We start from the raw sequence: 16602 nt of genomic DNA on the forward strand, positions 1-16602 counted from the left end.
TAAAATATAAGTCTTTTTGTCATTAAAAAATTATCGCTGTCTGTAAAAACACCTTATTCATGCATTTTTTTCTTAAAATGTATAGTAAACATTTCATATACAAGGCAGGTCGTAAAAATAGACAATGATTATGCCAAATCCAAAAACATGCGACGTGAAATGACCCAAAAAACCAATTGCATAAAAAAAGCCGAAACTTAATTTCGGCTTTTAAAATCATATATCAGAATTTTAGTTCAATTTGTACGAAACCAAATCTGATGCGACTTTATTAAAAATAAATTTAACAAGCCCAACATCTTTAGACATCCAATATTCAGCTTCAGAAGTGCCTGCCGCTTTTCCTTCTACAGAAGTTTCAAGCTTAAGTTTAAATTTGATAACATCTTTATAAGTAACATTCTTAACAACAGCCGTTGCTCCTTTCTCTAAAATGGTTCCTGTATATTTTACATTCATTTTTATAGCAGGAACACCTGGAATATCAATTGTGGTAGTTTGTGTGTAGGTTCCAGTCCATGTACCATTTACCTCTAGATTATCTTTAAAAAATGTATATTCGTAACCACTAATTTTAGAGGAAATCCCACCACTATTTGTAACAATGTCATCTAATTTAATATAATAATCTCCACCAGTTTTTTTTAACCATGCCGTTGCAGAACCCGTAATATCGCTACTAGAAGGTGTAAGGAACTTATCGAATTTGTAATAAGTACTTTGGCCTATTTTTTCAGTACCGATTATTTTCATAGAAATATCAGAGCCGTTGTTTAGAACCCACTGGTTACCTACTGCCGCTGGCCAGTAATCTCCTTGAGAAGGCTCATTTCCTTGGTCATCACTTCCAGAATCACTTGAACATGATGTTAATAATGATGTAGACACAAACAATGTCATCAAAGCAAAGCTTTTAAATTTTTTCATAGTTTTAAATTTCGTTAATGGTAAATTGTAAGTAATTTTTATCAAAAATATATCGATACTTTTATTCTTCCTTACGCCTTTACGTAAAACAGAAAAAAAATATTTTTTTTTTCGTAAAACTGTAACAAACCAAAAATGTAGAAGTCATTAGTATAAATCAACAATCAAAATTGAGCATAACCAATCAAAATATCGAGGAATTAATTGCGCTTTGCAAGGCCAACAACCAAAAAGCGCAGTTTGAGGTGTACAACCGCTATTCTAAAGCGATGTACAATGTTGCTTATCGTATTGTAAAAGACGAGCATTTTGCACAAGACGTCATGCAGGAAGGTTTTTTAAAGGCTTTTACAAAAATAAACGATTATAAGCAGGAAGTCGCCTTCGGAGCGTGGCTTAAACGAATCGTAATCAATTATAGTATTGATTTTTATAAAAAAAACAACGCTTTTCAGGCCGAGGATTTAAGTAAAAGCCTTTACAAAATTGAAGAGAACGACAGTATTGTCTCGGACAGTATTGACATGGAAAATCTTAAAGTAAAACAGGTATTAGACACTATTTTAGATTTAAAAGACAATTATAGAATGGTGCTTACGCTTTTTTACATTGAAGGATATGATCAGGAGGAAATCTGCGAAATTTTGAATATCAGTTATGCCAATTGCAGAACGACTTTAAGCCGCGCAAAAGAAAACTTACGAAAAAAATTAGAGGAAATAAAAATTACAGTTTAGGCTCGATGCGCAAGAAACTAGACAGTCTTATATAAACCTCTGAAATTAATTTAGATATATGAAAAAGGAGAATGAAAATTTAGACCAATTATTTGAAAAATTTGAAAATCAATGGGATATCCAAGAATTAAATCCGGGACACCAGAATGATTTTCTTGAGAAATTAAATAAAAAACAACCTAAGAAAAAATATTGGCTGATCACCTCTGTTGCCGCATCGATTGTGCTACTGTTAGGCGTGTCAATTTTTTATAATACAGAAAAAAAACCAAAAGATTTTAAGTTTGCTTCAAAAGAAACACAACGAACTGATTCTATTTTCAACATTTTGATTGATAATGAACTGGTGAAATTAAAAGAAAAGAATTCACCTGAAAATCAACAAATCATTAACGATGCCTTAAATCAGATGAAAGTTTTTGACGCTGATTATCAAAAAATAATTAACGAACTGCAGAAAAACGGAGAAAACAAGCAGATTATTTATGCAATGATTAGTAATCTACAGACCAGAATCTCCTTTTTGCAAACGGTGCTGCAACGAATCGAAGAAAATGAAAATTTAAAAAATACAAGTCATGAGAAAACTCTATAAAATATTATTCTTACTAGCACTAATTCCATATTTAGGATTAGCAAACGATGATACCTTTATTTCAAAACAAAAAAATATCAAAAAAACCTATATCGTGAACTCAAACGCCGGAATAGACATCGACAACCGATACGGAAACATCACTGTCTCTACATGGGACGAAGACAAAATTGATCTTGACATCACAATCAAAGTTTCTGGGGCGGATGAAAATTGGGTAAACGAACGCCTAAACAGTATTAATGTCGATATAACTGCACTAAAAACTCAGGTTTTGGCCGTAACTTCTATCGGAAATTCTTCGCTTAAAAGTAGAGGAAGCGGTAACAGTTTTGAAATAAATTATGTGATTAAAATACCAAAAAATGGAGGCGCTAAACTCTTTAACAAATATGGGAACATCACAACTCAAAATTTGGAAGGATTTGCAAATATAAGTTGTAAATACGGAAAGATTAATCTTGGAAAATTGAATGCTCCTAACAACAAAATCGAAATTGCTTACTGCCAAGGTTCTAATATTGATTATATCAAAAGCGGTTATATTCATGCGCGCTACTCTGGACTTAAAATAAATGAATCTGGAAATCTCAATATTGACACTAACTATACTGATTTGACACTCAATGAAGGGCAGAACTTAAAGTATGACTGCAATTACGGAACATTCAAATTTCAGAAAGTAAACAGTGTTTCTGGTTCGGGAAATTACTTAACAATCAATATAGCCGAAATTTCAAACAATCTTAATCTAGATACCAACTACAGTAAAGTGAGTGTCGGAAATCTGAACGAAAAAGCAGGAAACATCAACATTAATTCAGGCTACACAGATGTTTATCTAGGTTATGACACAAATTATTCTTTTGACTTTGATATTTCTACCCGATACGGTGGCATTAAGCATGATAACTCACTCGACCTTTCCGTTTCTGAAACTAAAAGCAATTCAAAGCGAATAAGCGGTTATTACAGAAAAAAAGGCCAAAACAAAATGTACATCTCTTCTAACTACGGAAGCGTAACTCTAGTAAAAAAATAACAATCAAAAAATCAAAACCATGAAAAAAATAACTCACTTATTAGTTTTGGCCGTTTTTTTAGCAGCTTATACGGCTGTTGCCCAATGGCCTGATAACACCAATAACAAAATTAAAGGAAATGGAAATGTAGTTACACAGACCCGAAATACTGGGGATTATGACGAAATTAAGGTTGGTGGTCCTTTTAATGTAAATTTGGTCGCAGGAAAAGAAGGAAATATCACCTTAAAAGGGGAAGAAAACTTGCTTTCGGCTATTAAAGTCGAAATAGTTGATAATGCTCTAAAAATTTATGTTCAGCATGGCACTAACATAAGAACCAGTGAAGGAAAAGCTATAGAAGTAACTGTTCCTTTTGAGAAAATTTCAGAAGTTAGCTTAGCCAGTTCAGGAAATATTCAGACTAAAGACAAAATCAAAAGCGACAATTTCACCGCAAAACTGGCGGGCTCGGGTAATTTTAAACTAGATGTTGAAGCCGTAAATTTTGTTGTGAATGTTAGCGGTTCTGGAGATGTAGTTTTGAAAGGAAAAGCGCAAACGTTTACTTCAAAAGTTTCGGGTTCCGGAAATATAAACGCTAATGATCTAAAATGTAAAAATGTTGAAGCAAATGTTTCTGGTTCTGGAAATAGCAGGATAAATTGCGAAGAAAGCTTAGTTGCTAAAGTCTCAGGTTCAGGAAATATTAAATACAGCGGTAATCCTGAAAAAAGAGATGTAAAAGTTTCTGGTTCGGGAAGCATCTCTAAAGTATAAGTAATAAAAAGCGTACTAACAAAAACAACTAAAAATGCTTTTTCGTTAGTACGCTTATTTCTTTGAGTCACGAATTTCCACAATTAATCATCAATCAAATTAATCTTAATGGAAATTCGTGACTTTTATTTATTTAGAAGTGGCATTTTTCGGTATTCGTCTTAAAAGAAATATTGCTGTGATAAAAAATAAAGCCAAAACCACAATCGCAGCACGCGGGCTTCCTGTTCTTTGATCAATAATCCCGTACACACACATTCCGATTACGATTCCGATTTTCTCTGCAACATCATAAAAACTAAAGAATGATGCTGTATCTTCTGTTTCTGGCAATAATTTGGAATAAGTAGAACGGGACAAAGCCTGAATTCCTCCCATAACAAGTCCGATTACGGTTGCCATAGCATAAAATTGATTTGGAAGAGTTATAAAATAAGCCAAGGCACAGAAAATAGTCCACAATATATTTATAAAAATTAAGGTTGGAATATTTCCCCATTTATCTGAAGCTTTAGAAGTCAAATAAGCTCCTAAAACAGCTACTAACTGAATCAATAAAATACACTTGATGAGCCCTATAGTGCTTTCTTCTTCTGATGCCCATTTAATTTCCTGTGCTCCAAAATAGGTAGCTACCAGCATAACAGTTTGTACGGCCATGCTTGAAACAAAAAAACCTCCTAAATATCTTCTTAATGGGATATTTACTTTTAACAAAGCCCAAACTTTCCTCAATTCTTTAAAGCCATTAAAAATCACATCTTTAGTTAATTTTCTTGTAGAATCCTTACTCCCTTTAGGAAGATAATAATAGGTATATTGACTGAATATAATCCACCATGCTCCAACCATAATGAAAGAATAACGCATTGCTTGCATTTTTAATGAATCATTCTCCGCCCCCATTATCATAACTAAATTGATCACCAACAAAATAACACTTCCTACATATCCTAGAGAATATCCTTTTGCACTAATTTTATCCTGCTGCTCTGGATAAGCAATATCAGGCAGATAAGAATTGTAAAAAACCAAACTTCCCCAAAATCCTATCAAACCAAGAAAATAAAAAGCAAGTCCTGGATAAATGTTGTTAATGTCAAACCAATAAAGTCCCATGCATGAAAAGGCTCCTAGATAGCAGAAAAATTTCATAAAAGCTTTTTTATTACCAACATAATCAGCAATACCAGAAAGTAAGGGAGAAATAAAAGATACAACTAAAAAAGCGCCCGCTGTGGTAAAACTGATTAGTGCAGAATTTTTCAAATGGAGTCCAAAAACATCAATATAATGATCGTTTCTTTTTGAAAATAATGCTTCATAAAATATTGGGAAAACCGCTGATGCAATCGTTAGTGTATAAACAGAATTGGCCCAATCATAAAATGCCCAAGCATTTAACAATTTTTTATCGCCTTTTTGTAAGTTTTTCATTTTAATGGTTTGGTTTTAAGAAGCTACGAATTTATCTATTTTTTACGATAATCAAAGGGATTTTTTTCAAATCGTCTATTATTAAATTATTATCAAATATCTGATTTGGAAACAAAAAAAGCTATTCTTTTCAGAATAGCTTTCTTTATAAAAGTTTTTTTATATTATCTGACAACGCCAACTTTCAATGCTGTCGCTTTCGCCTCTGGAATTAGAGCTTTAATGTTGGCAATTCTCGTTGCATCAGACGGGTGCGTACTCATAAATTCAGGCGTTCCTGAACCGCCAGATTTAGCAGCCATTCTGCTCCAGAAAGAAACAGCATCTTCCGGATTATAACCTGCAATTGCCATTAGTGTTAAACCGATTTTATCTGCTTCTGTTTCATTGCTTCGACTAAATGGTAGCATTACACCAACTTCTGTCCCCATACCGTAAGCTTGGGAAAATATTGCTCGCGTTTGTGCTGTTTTATTGCTAGTTGCAGCATCTAAAACGGCACCACCAATCTGTTGCAATTGTGCGGCACTCATTCTCTGCGCACCATGATTAGCCAATGCATGCGAAACTTCATGTCCCATTACGGTTGCTAGACCAGGTTCGTCTTGTGTAATTGGAAGTATCCCTGAATAAACCACAATTTTTCCTCCCGGAAGACACCATGCGTTAACTTCTTTATTTTCAACTAGCTTATATTCCCATCTATAATCTTTAAGATATTGTGTCTGACCAAGATAAGCTAAGTACTTTTCTGCCGCCGCTTTAATTCTTGAGCCAACCAATTCCACACGTTTTGCATCTGCTGTTCCAGTAATTACTTTGTTTTCAGACAAAAAAGTGCTGTATTGCTGAAAAGAAGTTGGAAATAATTCACTGTTTGAAACAAAATTCAGGTTTTGTTTTCCTGTAATCGGATTTGTAGCGCATGCCATTACAAGCGCTCCAAAAATTCCTAAAAACAAATATTTTTTCATAATCACGCTATTTTTATATCAAAAATACGATTAAAAAAAATGAAATAATTTATAGAATAAGTCAAAAAAATATCAAAATTTAACTACTCCCCAACAATATGAAGTTCATTGAACTCTTTATCAACGATTAAGAAATTATTATGCTCAAAACTATTTTGATCAAATTCAATTTTTTCATTGTCGATTTCGATTTCTGACACTTTAAACGGCAATCCAATCAAATTGATTTTGTATTTGGTATATGGTGTTTCGTATTTGCCTTCCTTATGGAGCTGGATGATTAATTCTTTTTCTTTTCCGATTGTCCTTAGCGATACAAAACTGTAGCGCCCTTTTTTATAATCATAACCATCTTGCGCATCTTCATAAATAACCGATTTTTCCTTGCCCAGTTTAAAATAAACATCTAAAGTCAATTCATCAAAATCAAGCTCGCCAACATATTGCTGCACTGGATATTTTGGAATTACTGAGCCTGCTTTGACAAATAATGGAATTTCATCAAATTTTGTATCAATCCACACTTCTCTGCCACCGTAGGCATACTCGTTTGTCCAATAGTTATACCATTCGCCTCTAGGGATGTACATACGTCTACCTACAGCATTAGGTTCAAGAATCGGGCATACTAAAATGTGATTTCCAAAAATGAATTCATCGTTTCTATAATGTGTTTGAGTATCATCCTGATCATAGTACACTAAAGGCTTCAACATCGGAATTCCTTCTTCAATATACTGCCAGAACATCGTATACAGGTAAGGCAATAATTGATAACGAAGACTCACAAACTTTCTAGTTATGTTTATTACTTCTTCATCAAAAGCCCAAGGTTCCTGATTTCCATGATCTCCAGAAGAATGCGTTCTGCAAAACGGATGAAAAACACCCAACTGAATCCAGCGTGCGTAAAGTTCTCCCGTTGGTTGCTCAGCAAAACCACCAATATCCGATCCTGTAAAACCCATTCCGGAAATAGACATTCTCTGTACTTGAATGTTGGCAATCCATAAATGTTCCCATGTGGCTACGTTATCTCCGGTCCAAGACGACGTGTAACGTTGCGCACCCGAATATGCCGATCTCGTTATCACAAAAGGACGCTTAGGATAAACAAAACGTTTTACGCCATGGTAAGTCGCCCTTGCCATTTGGGTTCCATAAATATTATGCGCTTTTCTATGACTACACGGATTTCCGTCGTAAACATGACGCACATCCATCGGAAAAGTTTTGTTCGGAACTTCCATTACGGCCGGTTCATTCATATCGTTCCATACGCCTTTAACTCCAATATCTGAAATCAATTCTTTAAATAATCCTGCCCACCATTCTCTAACTACGGGATTTGTGTAATCAGGAAAATTGCATTCCCCTGGCCAGACTTTTCCTTTCATGTAAGGACCATCGGCTCTTTTGCAAAAATAATCTTTTTCAAGAGCTTCTTTGTAAACCCAGTAATCTTTGTCAATTTTGATACCTGGATCTATAATGACTACCGTTTTAAAACCATCCTCTGCTAGTTCGGTTACCATTTTTTTGGGGTCGGGAAAATAATTTTTATTCCATGTAAAACATCTAAAGCCATCCATGTAATCGATATCCAGATAAATAGCATCGCACGGAATCTTAAGTTCCCTGAATTTTGAGGTAATTTCTTTAACCTTGCTTTCTGGATAATAACTCCATTTACATTGATGATAGCCCAGAACCCACAAAGGAGGCAATTCTGGCTTTCCTGTCAAATCAGTATAAGTCGTCACGACATCCTGCATTTGCGGACCATAGATAAAATAATAGTTCATTTCTCCACCTTCGGCCCAAAAACTGGTTACATTTCTTCTTTCCTGACAAAAATCAAAGAAAGTCCTAAAAGTATTGTCGAAAAAGATTCCGTAAGATTGTTTGTTGTGAAGGCCAATATAAAACGGAACCACTTTATACAAAGGCTCCTGATCTTTTTGATAAGCATATTGATCTGTGGCAAAATTTTCTACTCTTTTGCCTTTCAAATTCATTTGGGTCGCTTTATCACCAAGTCCGTAAAAACATTCTCCATCTTTAGAAGATTTGCTCATTTTTACAATGTTGCCTCCGTATTCGTAACTTTCTTCCCAGTGAAAACCTTGCTCGTCTTCTAAAATCAGGAAATCATTAAGATCAAAAATGGTTACACGCAAACCTGATTTTTGTATTCTGCACTTGACTTTGCTAGTTCTGATCTGAAAAAAAGATTCTTCATCTGTAACTTCCAGAAAATTATAGCCATGAAGCTGAGTTTTATCAATTGCATATGAAAAATCATTACTAAAATAGCCTTTGGTCGTAAAACGAAACCTAATTAAACTATCTCTTAGAATTGTAACTTTTAAGATCACATTGTTATCTGTATGAAAGAAAACCGAATCGCCTTCGTGCTCATAAGAAACAATTTTTGATGGATATAAATTTCCTTTATATTCTAATGATGTATTTGTAATCATAGTGTAATTGATTTAATTCGCGAACTTTATCTTACTTTCAAACATACAAAAAAAGTTCCTAAACCTCTATGAATATGAGGTTTATTAACGAAAACGTTTTTCTTTAAAGAGTAATAATTGAAGGCTGTCAAAATCTTATAATTGACAATTTTTAAATCGAAAAATAACAAAAACTCATTCAAAGATTTTAGACAATTGAATAAACTGTTACACTCAACGGCGGTAATATTAATTCGACAGAATAATTATGACTATCATATGAAGTTTCATCAATTCTCAAATCATTTAGATTGCCCACGCCACTTCCGCCATATTCAAGATTATCCGTGTTGAAGATTTCTTTTAAAATTCCTTTTTTAGGAATTCCTATTCGGTAATTTTCACGTACAATCTGAGTGAAATTACAAACCACTATAAGTTGTTCTTCCTCTTTATTTCCCTTTCGGATATACGATAAAACAGCATTTTGATGATCTGAATAATTGATCCACTCGAAACCATCTCCTGTAAATTGTTTTTCATATAAGGATGGCTGCGACCTATAAAGTTTGTTCAAATCCGTAATCAGTTTCTGTACACCGCTGTGAAAATTGTACTGAAGTAAATGCCAGTCAAGGCTTTGCTCGAAATTCCACTCTGAAGTTTGCCCAAATTCTGCTCCCATAAACAATAATTTTGCTCCGGGATGTGTAAACATATAGCCGTAAAGCAACCTAAGATTTGCAAAACGTTGCCACTCGTCTCCAGGCATTTTATAAATGAGTGATTTTTTTCCATACACTACTTCATCATGAGAAAAAGGCAACATGAAATTTTCAGTAAAAGCGTAAGTCATCGCAAAACTAAGCTCATTCTGATGGTATTTGCGATAGACCGTATCACGCTGAAAGTATTTCAAAGTGTCGTGCATCCACCCCATCATCCATTTCATTCCAAAGCCTAGCCCTCCTGTAAAAGTGGGTCTTGAAACCATCGGAAAAGAAGTGCTCTCTTCTGCAATTGTTTGTACATCAGAAAAATTAGCATAAATTACTTCATTAAATTCTCTAAGAAAACTAATAGTTTCTAAGTTTTCTCTGCCACCGTATATATTTGGTTCCCATTCTCCCTCTTTACGAGAATAATCTAGATATAGCATTGAAGCAACAGCATCAACTCGCAAACCATCTGCATGATAATTTTGAAGCCAAAACACAGCATTACTTATTAAAAATGCTCGAACTTCGTTTCTTCCGTAATTAAAAACCAAGCTTTTCCAATCTGGATGATATCCTTTACGTCGATCAGGATGCTCATAAAGATGTGAACCATCAAAAAATCCTAAACCATGACTGTCATCCGGAAAATGCGAAGGAACCCAGTCCAGAATTACGCCAATTCCTGCCTGATGCAATTTATCCACCAGAACCATAAAATCTTGTGGTTTGCCAAAACGCGAAGTTGGTGCAAAATAGCCCGTTAACTGATATCCCCATGAAGGATCATACGGGTATTCCATAATCGGCATGAATTCGACATGCGTAAAACCAGTTTTTTTTACATAATTGACCAAATCATCTGCTAATTCCAGATACGTTAAAAACCGATTGTGATCAGCGCGTTTCCAAGATCCCAAATGGACTTCGTATACAGAATAGGGCTTGTCTAGACTATTGTGCTGTTTTCTTTTCTGCATCCAATCGTTATCATTCCAATCATAGTTTAAATCCCAGACCACAGATGCTGTATGAGGTGGCTTTTCACAATAAAGAGCAAAAGGGTCTGCTTTTTCAGTGATAATTCCGTTATTATGCGATTGAATTTTATACTTATAAAGCGTTCCTTTATCTATATTTGGTATAAAACCTTCCCAAATTCCAGACGAATCCCACCTTACTTGAAGCGTATGCTCACCTTGAGTCCAGTAATTGAAATCTCCAACAACCGAAACCGAAGAAGCTGTTGGAGCCCATACCGCAAAATAAACACCTTTTACTCCATTTACTTCGATCAGATGTGCCCCTAATTTTTCATACAATTTAAAATGCTTTCCAGCTTTAAATAAATCAATATCAAAATCAGTAAACAGAGAATGTGGAATTACTTTAGACATATTAGTTTTTTATATAAAATGGATTTTGGAATTGTTCTTTTTTTTTTGTTTACTCTATTCTGAAATTATCCGAAAGTACAACTCCTTTTTTGACAACAACTATACCGTCTTTAATACTGTATAACTCGTTTGAAAAATTATCGAGATGTTTGCCACCGTTGATATGCACATTGTTGCCGATTCTTACATTCTTATCTATCAATGCATTTTTTATAAAACAATTTTCTCCAATTCCGACATGTATTTTATTGATGCTGCTTTCGTAATTCATTTCATCCAAATCCTGATAAAAATCGTTCCCCATCACATAGCAGTTTTCTAAAACTGTACCTACGCCAATTCTAGAACGAATTCCGATTACCGAACTTTTGATCTCCCTAGCATTTATAATGCATCCTTCCGAAATCAAGGACTGATTTATGATAGAATTTCTAAATTTAGAGGGTGGCAGTAAACGAGGACGAGTGAAAATCTTATTATCGTTATCAAATAAGTTAAATTCTGGAATATCAGCGGTTAATCCTATGTTGGCTTCAAAAAAGGACTCGATATTTCCAATGTCGGTCCAATAACCCTCATATTGATAACTCAAAATCTTATGTTTGCCTACCGCCTGCGGAATGATTTCTTTCCCGAAATCTTTGGTTTCTTGATTGGACATCAATTCTTCTAATAGTGATTTATTGAAAATATAAATTCCCATAGAAGCAAGATATTTCTTCCCTTTTGCTTGCATTTCTTCGCTCACCTCCGACTCCCATTCAGGTAAAAGTGAAGCATGTGGTTTCTCGATAAAAGCTTCGATGCAACTTTCATGATTTGTTTTTAAAATTCCAAACTCTGGTGCATCTTTAGCATTTACTGGAAGTGTAGCAATAGAAATTTCTGCATTACTAGCAATATGCGCTTCTAGCATTTCATTAAAATCCATTTGATACAGCTGATCTCCCGACAGAATCAAGGCGTGATCAAAATCGTGTTTTAGAAAATGCGACATACACTGACGTACTGCATCTGCAGTTCCCTGAAACCATGTTGGATTGTCTGGGGTTTGTTCGGCTGCCAAAATATCAACAAAAGATTGACTAAAAATACTGAAATTGAATGTGTTTTTTATGTGGGCATTTAGAGAAGCAGAATTGAACTGAGTCAAAACGAATATCTTAAAAATATCCGAATTAATACAATTCGAAATGGGAATATCTACCAACCTATACTTTCCTCCTATCGGTACAGCAGGTTTTGATCTGGTTTCTGTTAACGGGAACAAACGCGAGCCTTGTCCTCCTCCTAAAATAATGGCAACTACATTTTTCTTTTTAAATTTCATTTTGCTGAATTATTAAGTTGTATATTTCGATGTATTCCTCACAAACTTTTTCCCACGAATGATTGGCAGTCATTCCTTTTTTAATAATCTCATTAAAAGTCACTTTGTCGTCATAGAGTTTCAGAGCTCGATAAATAGAATAACAAATATCATCGACCGAAGCCTGATCGTGACAAATTCCGTTTCCACTATCACCAAAGTCTATTACCGTATCTCTAAGACCGCCAGTTCTTCTCACAATCGGAACTGTTCCGTATTTTAGCGCATACATTTGATTCAGACCGCACGGCTCAACACGTGACGGCATTAAAATAAAATCTGAACCTGCGTATATTAAATGTGCCAACTCTTCATTATAACCTATAAAAACATTATAATTACCTTTATAATCATTTCTCAACTGCTGTAACTGAGTTTCAATTTCAGGATTTCCAGATCCTAAAATAAGTATATTCATATTTTCGAAATTTTCAGATAAAGACAATGCCGAAGCCTGAGGAAGCAAATCACCACCTTTTTCTTCAAATAAGCGTCCGATAAAACTAAATAATGGCTTAGAAGGATCTAAGTCAAATTGTTCGCATAACTTTTCTTTATTTATTCTTTTTCCAATTTCGAAATTCTCTAAAGAATAATTTGCAGCGATCATTTTGTCTTTAGAAGAATCCCAGATTTCAATGTCAATTCCATTTAAAATGCCTCGCGACTTAAACCGTACAGAATTAAACAACGATTCCAAACCATTTGCAGCAATATTAATCTCGTTTAAGTAACTTGGAGACACAGTAGTTACAGCGTTTGCACATTTAATTCCAACTGCCAATGAATTGATAGAGCCGTTCCAATCTAAAAAACCAACATGTATCAAATCAAAATCAGGAATGTAATATAGTTTATCATACCCGAACCATCCCTGATAGAGGCCGTTGTGAATTGTTAATACTGTTTTCACATTTTTTAAAGCGTCATAGTCGTACGCAAATTGCATTAAAAAAGGAATAAGCGCTGTATGATGATCATGGCAGTTTATAATGTCTGGAATTTGGTTCCTAGCCATAATCCAATCTAATACAGCAATCTGAAAAGACAAAAATCTCTCGATATCATCTTCATAGCCATAAATATTTTTCCTGTCAAAAAGTTCCTTAATCTCAATTAAATAAAGCTCGTATCCGAGTTTATTAGTGGTTTCTTTTAAAACACTGAAAGGAAAAATGTATTTACCAAGTTTTACATCGCCCCAATGTACGCATTCAAACTCATTTTCTAACTTGAATTTATTATCATAACACGGAATTACTACACGTAAATCATTACCGGCAAGCTGCTGATATTTTGGCAAAGCACCAACTACATCAGCTAAACCACCAACTTTTGCTATCGGATAGCATTCTGCGCTTATATGAAATATTTCCATTATGAATTATAAAGAGTTATTGCAATAATTACTTATCATTTGAATAACATTCTTCTAAAATGTTACTTTTATGCTTTTTAAATTTATGAAAAAATAAGCAGAATATCACTTCTGCAAAAAATTTATCGATATGGCAAAAAAGACGACTAATCCTACTAAACCATTAAAAATTCCATATTTAATTAGATTATCTTGCAAAATTTGCGCTTTTATATCTACAAAACTGTCTGTTAGATATAGCGCCAGATTGTTTACCACACCTGTAAAGCACAAAATTCCGAAGAGAGAATTGGCAATGGATCATAATAGTAGACAGCAAACGATCAATGTTCCCAAGATAAATAAAAGTATAAACATCTATCACTACGGTGCCAATTCTAAGAAAGCATTGCTTGTTCATGGATGGTCTGGAAGAGGCACACAACTTTTCAAAATAGCTGAAGAACTAATTGCTAATGATTATTCAGTAGTAAGTTTCGATGCGCCCGCACACGGAAAATCAAAGGGCCGAACTACCATTATGTCTGAATTTATAGCTTCAATTTTGGAAATTGAAAAACAATTCGGTCGATTCGATATTATAATCGGTCATTCTTTAGGCGGTATGTCGGTTTTAAATGCAATTCGAGAGGGATTTCAGGCTAATAAAGCAATAATCATCGGAAGCGGTGATGTTATTCAGGATATATTGGACGAGTTTATAGCAAAAATTGAATTAAAAAAAGAGAATAGCGCACGTCTTAAAGATTTTTTTGAAGAGAAATACCAGCTTAAAATGGATGACTTTTCTGCATACCGTTCGGCACAGAAAGTCAAAATACCTGTATTAGTTATTCATGACAACGATGATCCTGAAGTTCCTGTAAGTGCTGCAATACACATTCATAAAAACCTAGAAAAAGGAACTTTGTTATTAACCGAAGGATTAGGACATCGAAAAATACTTGGAAATCATAATGTTATAAAAAACATAATTAATTTCATTAAAAGTGATTAACTTTATTATATAACATTAAATTTAAACACAAGCAAAATGGATTTATTTGCAGAAACAACAGAATGGGAGAAAAAACTTAAACCGCTTATTAAAAAGTACAAAGGCAAAAAACATCCTTTGGACTACCATAATACTTATCAGCTATTGGTCATGGTTGTTTTATCTGCACAAGATTCTGATGCCAATATTAATAAAATTGCTCCAGCTGTATTTGAAAAGTTCCCAACCCTAAAAAGTTTATCTAAAACTGATATTGATACATTTATTCCTTATATTTCTAAGGTTAGAAACTATCCTACTAAAGCCAAGTGGTTATTAGAGATAGCTCAAACTATAAAAAATGACGATAATATTTCACTGACAATGAATGGATTAACTAATCTAAAAGGAATTGGAAGAAAATCTGCTAATGTTATATTAAGAGAAACTGGTCAAGATGCTGAAGGAATAATTGCCGATCTGCACGTGATACGTGTAGCTCCGAGGCTAGGAATAATAAAAGAAAGTAAAGACGGAAATAAGGTAGAAAAAGATTTAATGAAAGTATTGCCAAAGAAAATGTGGTCAGAAATCGGAATGGCCATTTCTTTTTTAGGACGAGAAATCTGCAGACCAACACCAAAATGTGAAATCTGTTTGATGGCAGATGATTGTGAATATTATCGTACACATTTTTCCTAATTATTTTCTCCTTGTATCAATTAGATAAATGATTTTCCAATTGTCTTTTTCTCGAAACAATGTGAAGGTATTTACTCCAGAATGACTTAACTTATCATTAATATAAAACTCATAAGGAGTCCAAACATGAGCCATAGACCCATCTATTTGTATATTGTAACTGATTATTTTCTCAAAAAATTTTAGATTAGCTGGTATTTTAGCTATAGAGCGAAAGAATTCTTTCGGACTTTCACTAGAAAGTTTATTTCCCTTTATGGCACTCTCAGTAATTGATTGCAAAATAATTTTATCAGAACAAGTTGATTGTAATACTAAGGTATCACGCTTATGAAACCCTTCGAAAAAAGTTTCAATAACTTTTTGCACGTCTTGCTTCTGAGCCAAAGAAGGGTATGTTATAATAAAAAAAATAATGCAGAAGTATTTTTTCATATTGAATACAAAATTAAACATTAAATTGTTGCAAATGATGCTCTAGGTGTTTTGCAAACATATTGTTCCACTCTGTTGATTTTAACTTTCCGAAAGATAAGGATTCTTTACCTTCAAATTCGTTTTTTCCTAATTCCTGCGTTTTAATGATATAGTTAATAAGTCTAGATTTCTCGCTCTCAAAATCTCGGTTACCATTAATAATAAATTGAGGAGCAGTTCTAATATTTTTAGGATATGGTTTTTCGCTTACTACACCTGGTTTCACAAATAATTTCAATAAAAGCCTAAATAATCCATTAGGTTTTGGATAGATAGAATCATAAACCATTTCATAAGTAACATTGCAATGTGCCAGCATTTGTGAGACATTCATTTTGCCCCAAACTGGTTGAGAATCATATCTTAATTTACTAATGCGGTTTATAAAATCCTGAGAGTCTTCTAATTGAAAAACATTTTTCATGCTCTAACCTTATTTTTGTGTATATAATACGTCAAAAATAATAATTATTCTTTTTCGTTTTAAACTCACTAATATTTATGCTTAAATTTTTTATAGCTCCAAAAAAGGGATCAGAGCAAAATAAACATTTATGGCGTTTCCCTCCGGGCCGGGCTGTCCGCTGTATCTTTTGCTTTTTAAAGAAAAAGCAAAAGGATGCCGCTACCATCCCTAACGCAAGCAGTCCTTA

The 16602-nt window shown here is 33.9% G+C and carries 15 protein-coding genes; 6 read left to right on the forward strand and 9 right to left on the reverse strand.

What is annotated here, in order from left to right; genetic code table 11:
* Positions 1 to 231 precede the first annotated feature (231 nt).
* Positions 232 to 927, reverse strand: coding sequence for a hypothetical protein (locus E0W73_RS14110; protein WP_135222717.1), 696 nt, complete (start codon positions 925 to 927; stop codon positions 232 to 234).
* Between the two features lie 170 nt (positions 928 to 1097).
* Here E0W73_RS14110 and E0W73_RS14115 point away from each other — a divergent pair, with 170 nt between their 5' ends.
* From E0W73_RS14115 to E0W73_RS14130, 4 genes are read left to right on the forward strand one after another with little or no spacing between them, the layout of a single operon-like run.
* Complete coding sequence (locus E0W73_RS14115) at positions 1098 to 1664, forward strand: RNA polymerase sigma factor (RefSeq protein ID WP_135222718.1); 567 nt, start codon at positions 1098 to 1100, stop codon at positions 1662 to 1664.
* Between the two features lie 58 nt (positions 1665 to 1722).
* A complete protein-coding gene (locus E0W73_RS14120; protein ID WP_135222719.1) occupies positions 1723 to 2259 on the forward strand; it encodes an anti-sigma factor in 537 nt (178 codons plus the stop codon).
* Positions 2243 to 3301, forward strand: a complete 1059-nt coding sequence (locus E0W73_RS14125; protein ID WP_135222720.1) for a DUF4097 family beta strand repeat-containing protein — start codon at positions 2243 to 2245, stop codon at positions 3299 to 3301. Before E0W73_RS14120 ends, E0W73_RS14125 begins: the two co-directional genes overlap by 17 nt.
* 19 nt (positions 3302 to 3320) lie before the next feature.
* Complete coding sequence (locus E0W73_RS14130) at positions 3321 to 4061, forward strand: head GIN domain-containing protein (protein ID WP_135222721.1); 741 nt, start codon at positions 3321 to 3323, stop codon at positions 4059 to 4061.
* Positions 4062 to 4190: 129 nt separating this feature from the next.
* Here the strand turns inward: E0W73_RS14130 and E0W73_RS14135 are convergent, their stop codons facing one another.
* The 6 genes from E0W73_RS14135 to E0W73_RS14160 all read right to left on the reverse strand — a co-directional run bounded on the left by E0W73_RS14135 (position 4191) and on the right by E0W73_RS14160 (position 13794).
* On the reverse strand, positions 4191 to 5498 hold the full coding sequence (locus tag E0W73_RS14135; RefSeq protein ID WP_135222722.1) for an MFS transporter: 1308 nt from the start codon (positions 5496 to 5498) through the stop codon (positions 4191 to 4193).
* 164 nt (positions 5499 to 5662) lie between these two features.
* Entirely contained in the window at positions 5663 to 6472 is an 810-nt protein-coding gene (locus E0W73_RS14140) for a M48 family metallopeptidase (protein ID WP_135222723.1), read from the reverse strand.
* Positions 6473 to 6555: 83 nt separating this feature from the next.
* Positions 6556 to 8955: a glycoside hydrolase family 31 protein gene (locus E0W73_RS14145; RefSeq protein WP_135222724.1), complete on the reverse strand. Its 2400-nt coding sequence runs from the start codon at positions 8953 to 8955 to the stop codon at positions 6556 to 6558.
* A gap of 187 nt (positions 8956 to 9142) precedes the next feature.
* Positions 9143 to 11047 carry a 1,4-alpha-glucan branching protein GlgB gene (gene glgB, locus E0W73_RS14150; RefSeq protein WP_135222725.1) on the reverse strand — a complete coding sequence of 635 codons (1905 nt, stop codon included), beginning with the start codon at positions 11045 to 11047 and terminating at the stop codon, positions 9143 to 9145.
* Positions 11048 to 11096: 49 nt separating this feature from the next.
* A complete protein-coding gene (locus E0W73_RS14155) occupies positions 11097 to 12377 on the reverse strand; it encodes a glucose-1-phosphate adenylyltransferase (protein ID WP_135222726.1) in 1281 nt (426 codons plus the stop codon).
* A complete protein-coding gene (locus tag E0W73_RS14160; protein ID WP_135222727.1) occupies positions 12367 to 13794 on the reverse strand; it encodes a glycogen synthase in 1428 nt (475 codons plus the stop codon). Before E0W73_RS14160 ends, E0W73_RS14155 begins: the two co-directional genes overlap by 11 nt.
* A gap of 130 nt (positions 13795 to 13924) precedes the next feature.
* On the opposite strand from E0W73_RS14160, the gene E0W73_RS14165 reads away from it, so the two are divergent.
* Both E0W73_RS14165 and E0W73_RS14170 read left to right on the forward strand, forming a co-directional pair.
* Positions 13925 to 14791 carry an alpha/beta fold hydrolase gene (locus E0W73_RS14165; protein WP_135222728.1) on the forward strand — a complete coding sequence of 289 codons (867 nt, stop codon included), beginning with the start codon at positions 13925 to 13927 and terminating at the stop codon, positions 14789 to 14791.
* Between the two features lie 36 nt (positions 14792 to 14827).
* Positions 14828 to 15472: an endonuclease III domain-containing protein gene (locus tag E0W73_RS14170; protein ID WP_135222729.1), complete on the forward strand. Its 645-nt coding sequence runs from the start codon at positions 14828 to 14830 to the stop codon at positions 15470 to 15472.
* Here the strand turns inward: E0W73_RS14170 and E0W73_RS14175 are convergent, their stop codons facing one another.
* On the reverse strand, positions 15473 to 15907 hold the full coding sequence (locus E0W73_RS14175; protein ID WP_135222730.1) for a nuclear transport factor 2 family protein: 435 nt from the start codon (positions 15905 to 15907) through the stop codon (positions 15473 to 15475).
* Between the two features lie 13 nt (positions 15908 to 15920).
* A complete protein-coding gene (locus E0W73_RS14180; protein WP_135222731.1) occupies positions 15921 to 16373 on the reverse strand; it encodes a DUF1569 domain-containing protein in 453 nt (150 codons plus the stop codon).
* Between the last annotated feature and the right edge of the window lie 229 nt (positions 16374 to 16602).

The sequence above is a fragment of the Flavobacterium foetidum genome, from assembly GCF_004634245.1.
Lineage (GTDB): Bacteria > Bacteroidota > Bacteroidia > Flavobacteriales > Flavobacteriaceae > Flavobacterium > Flavobacterium foetidum.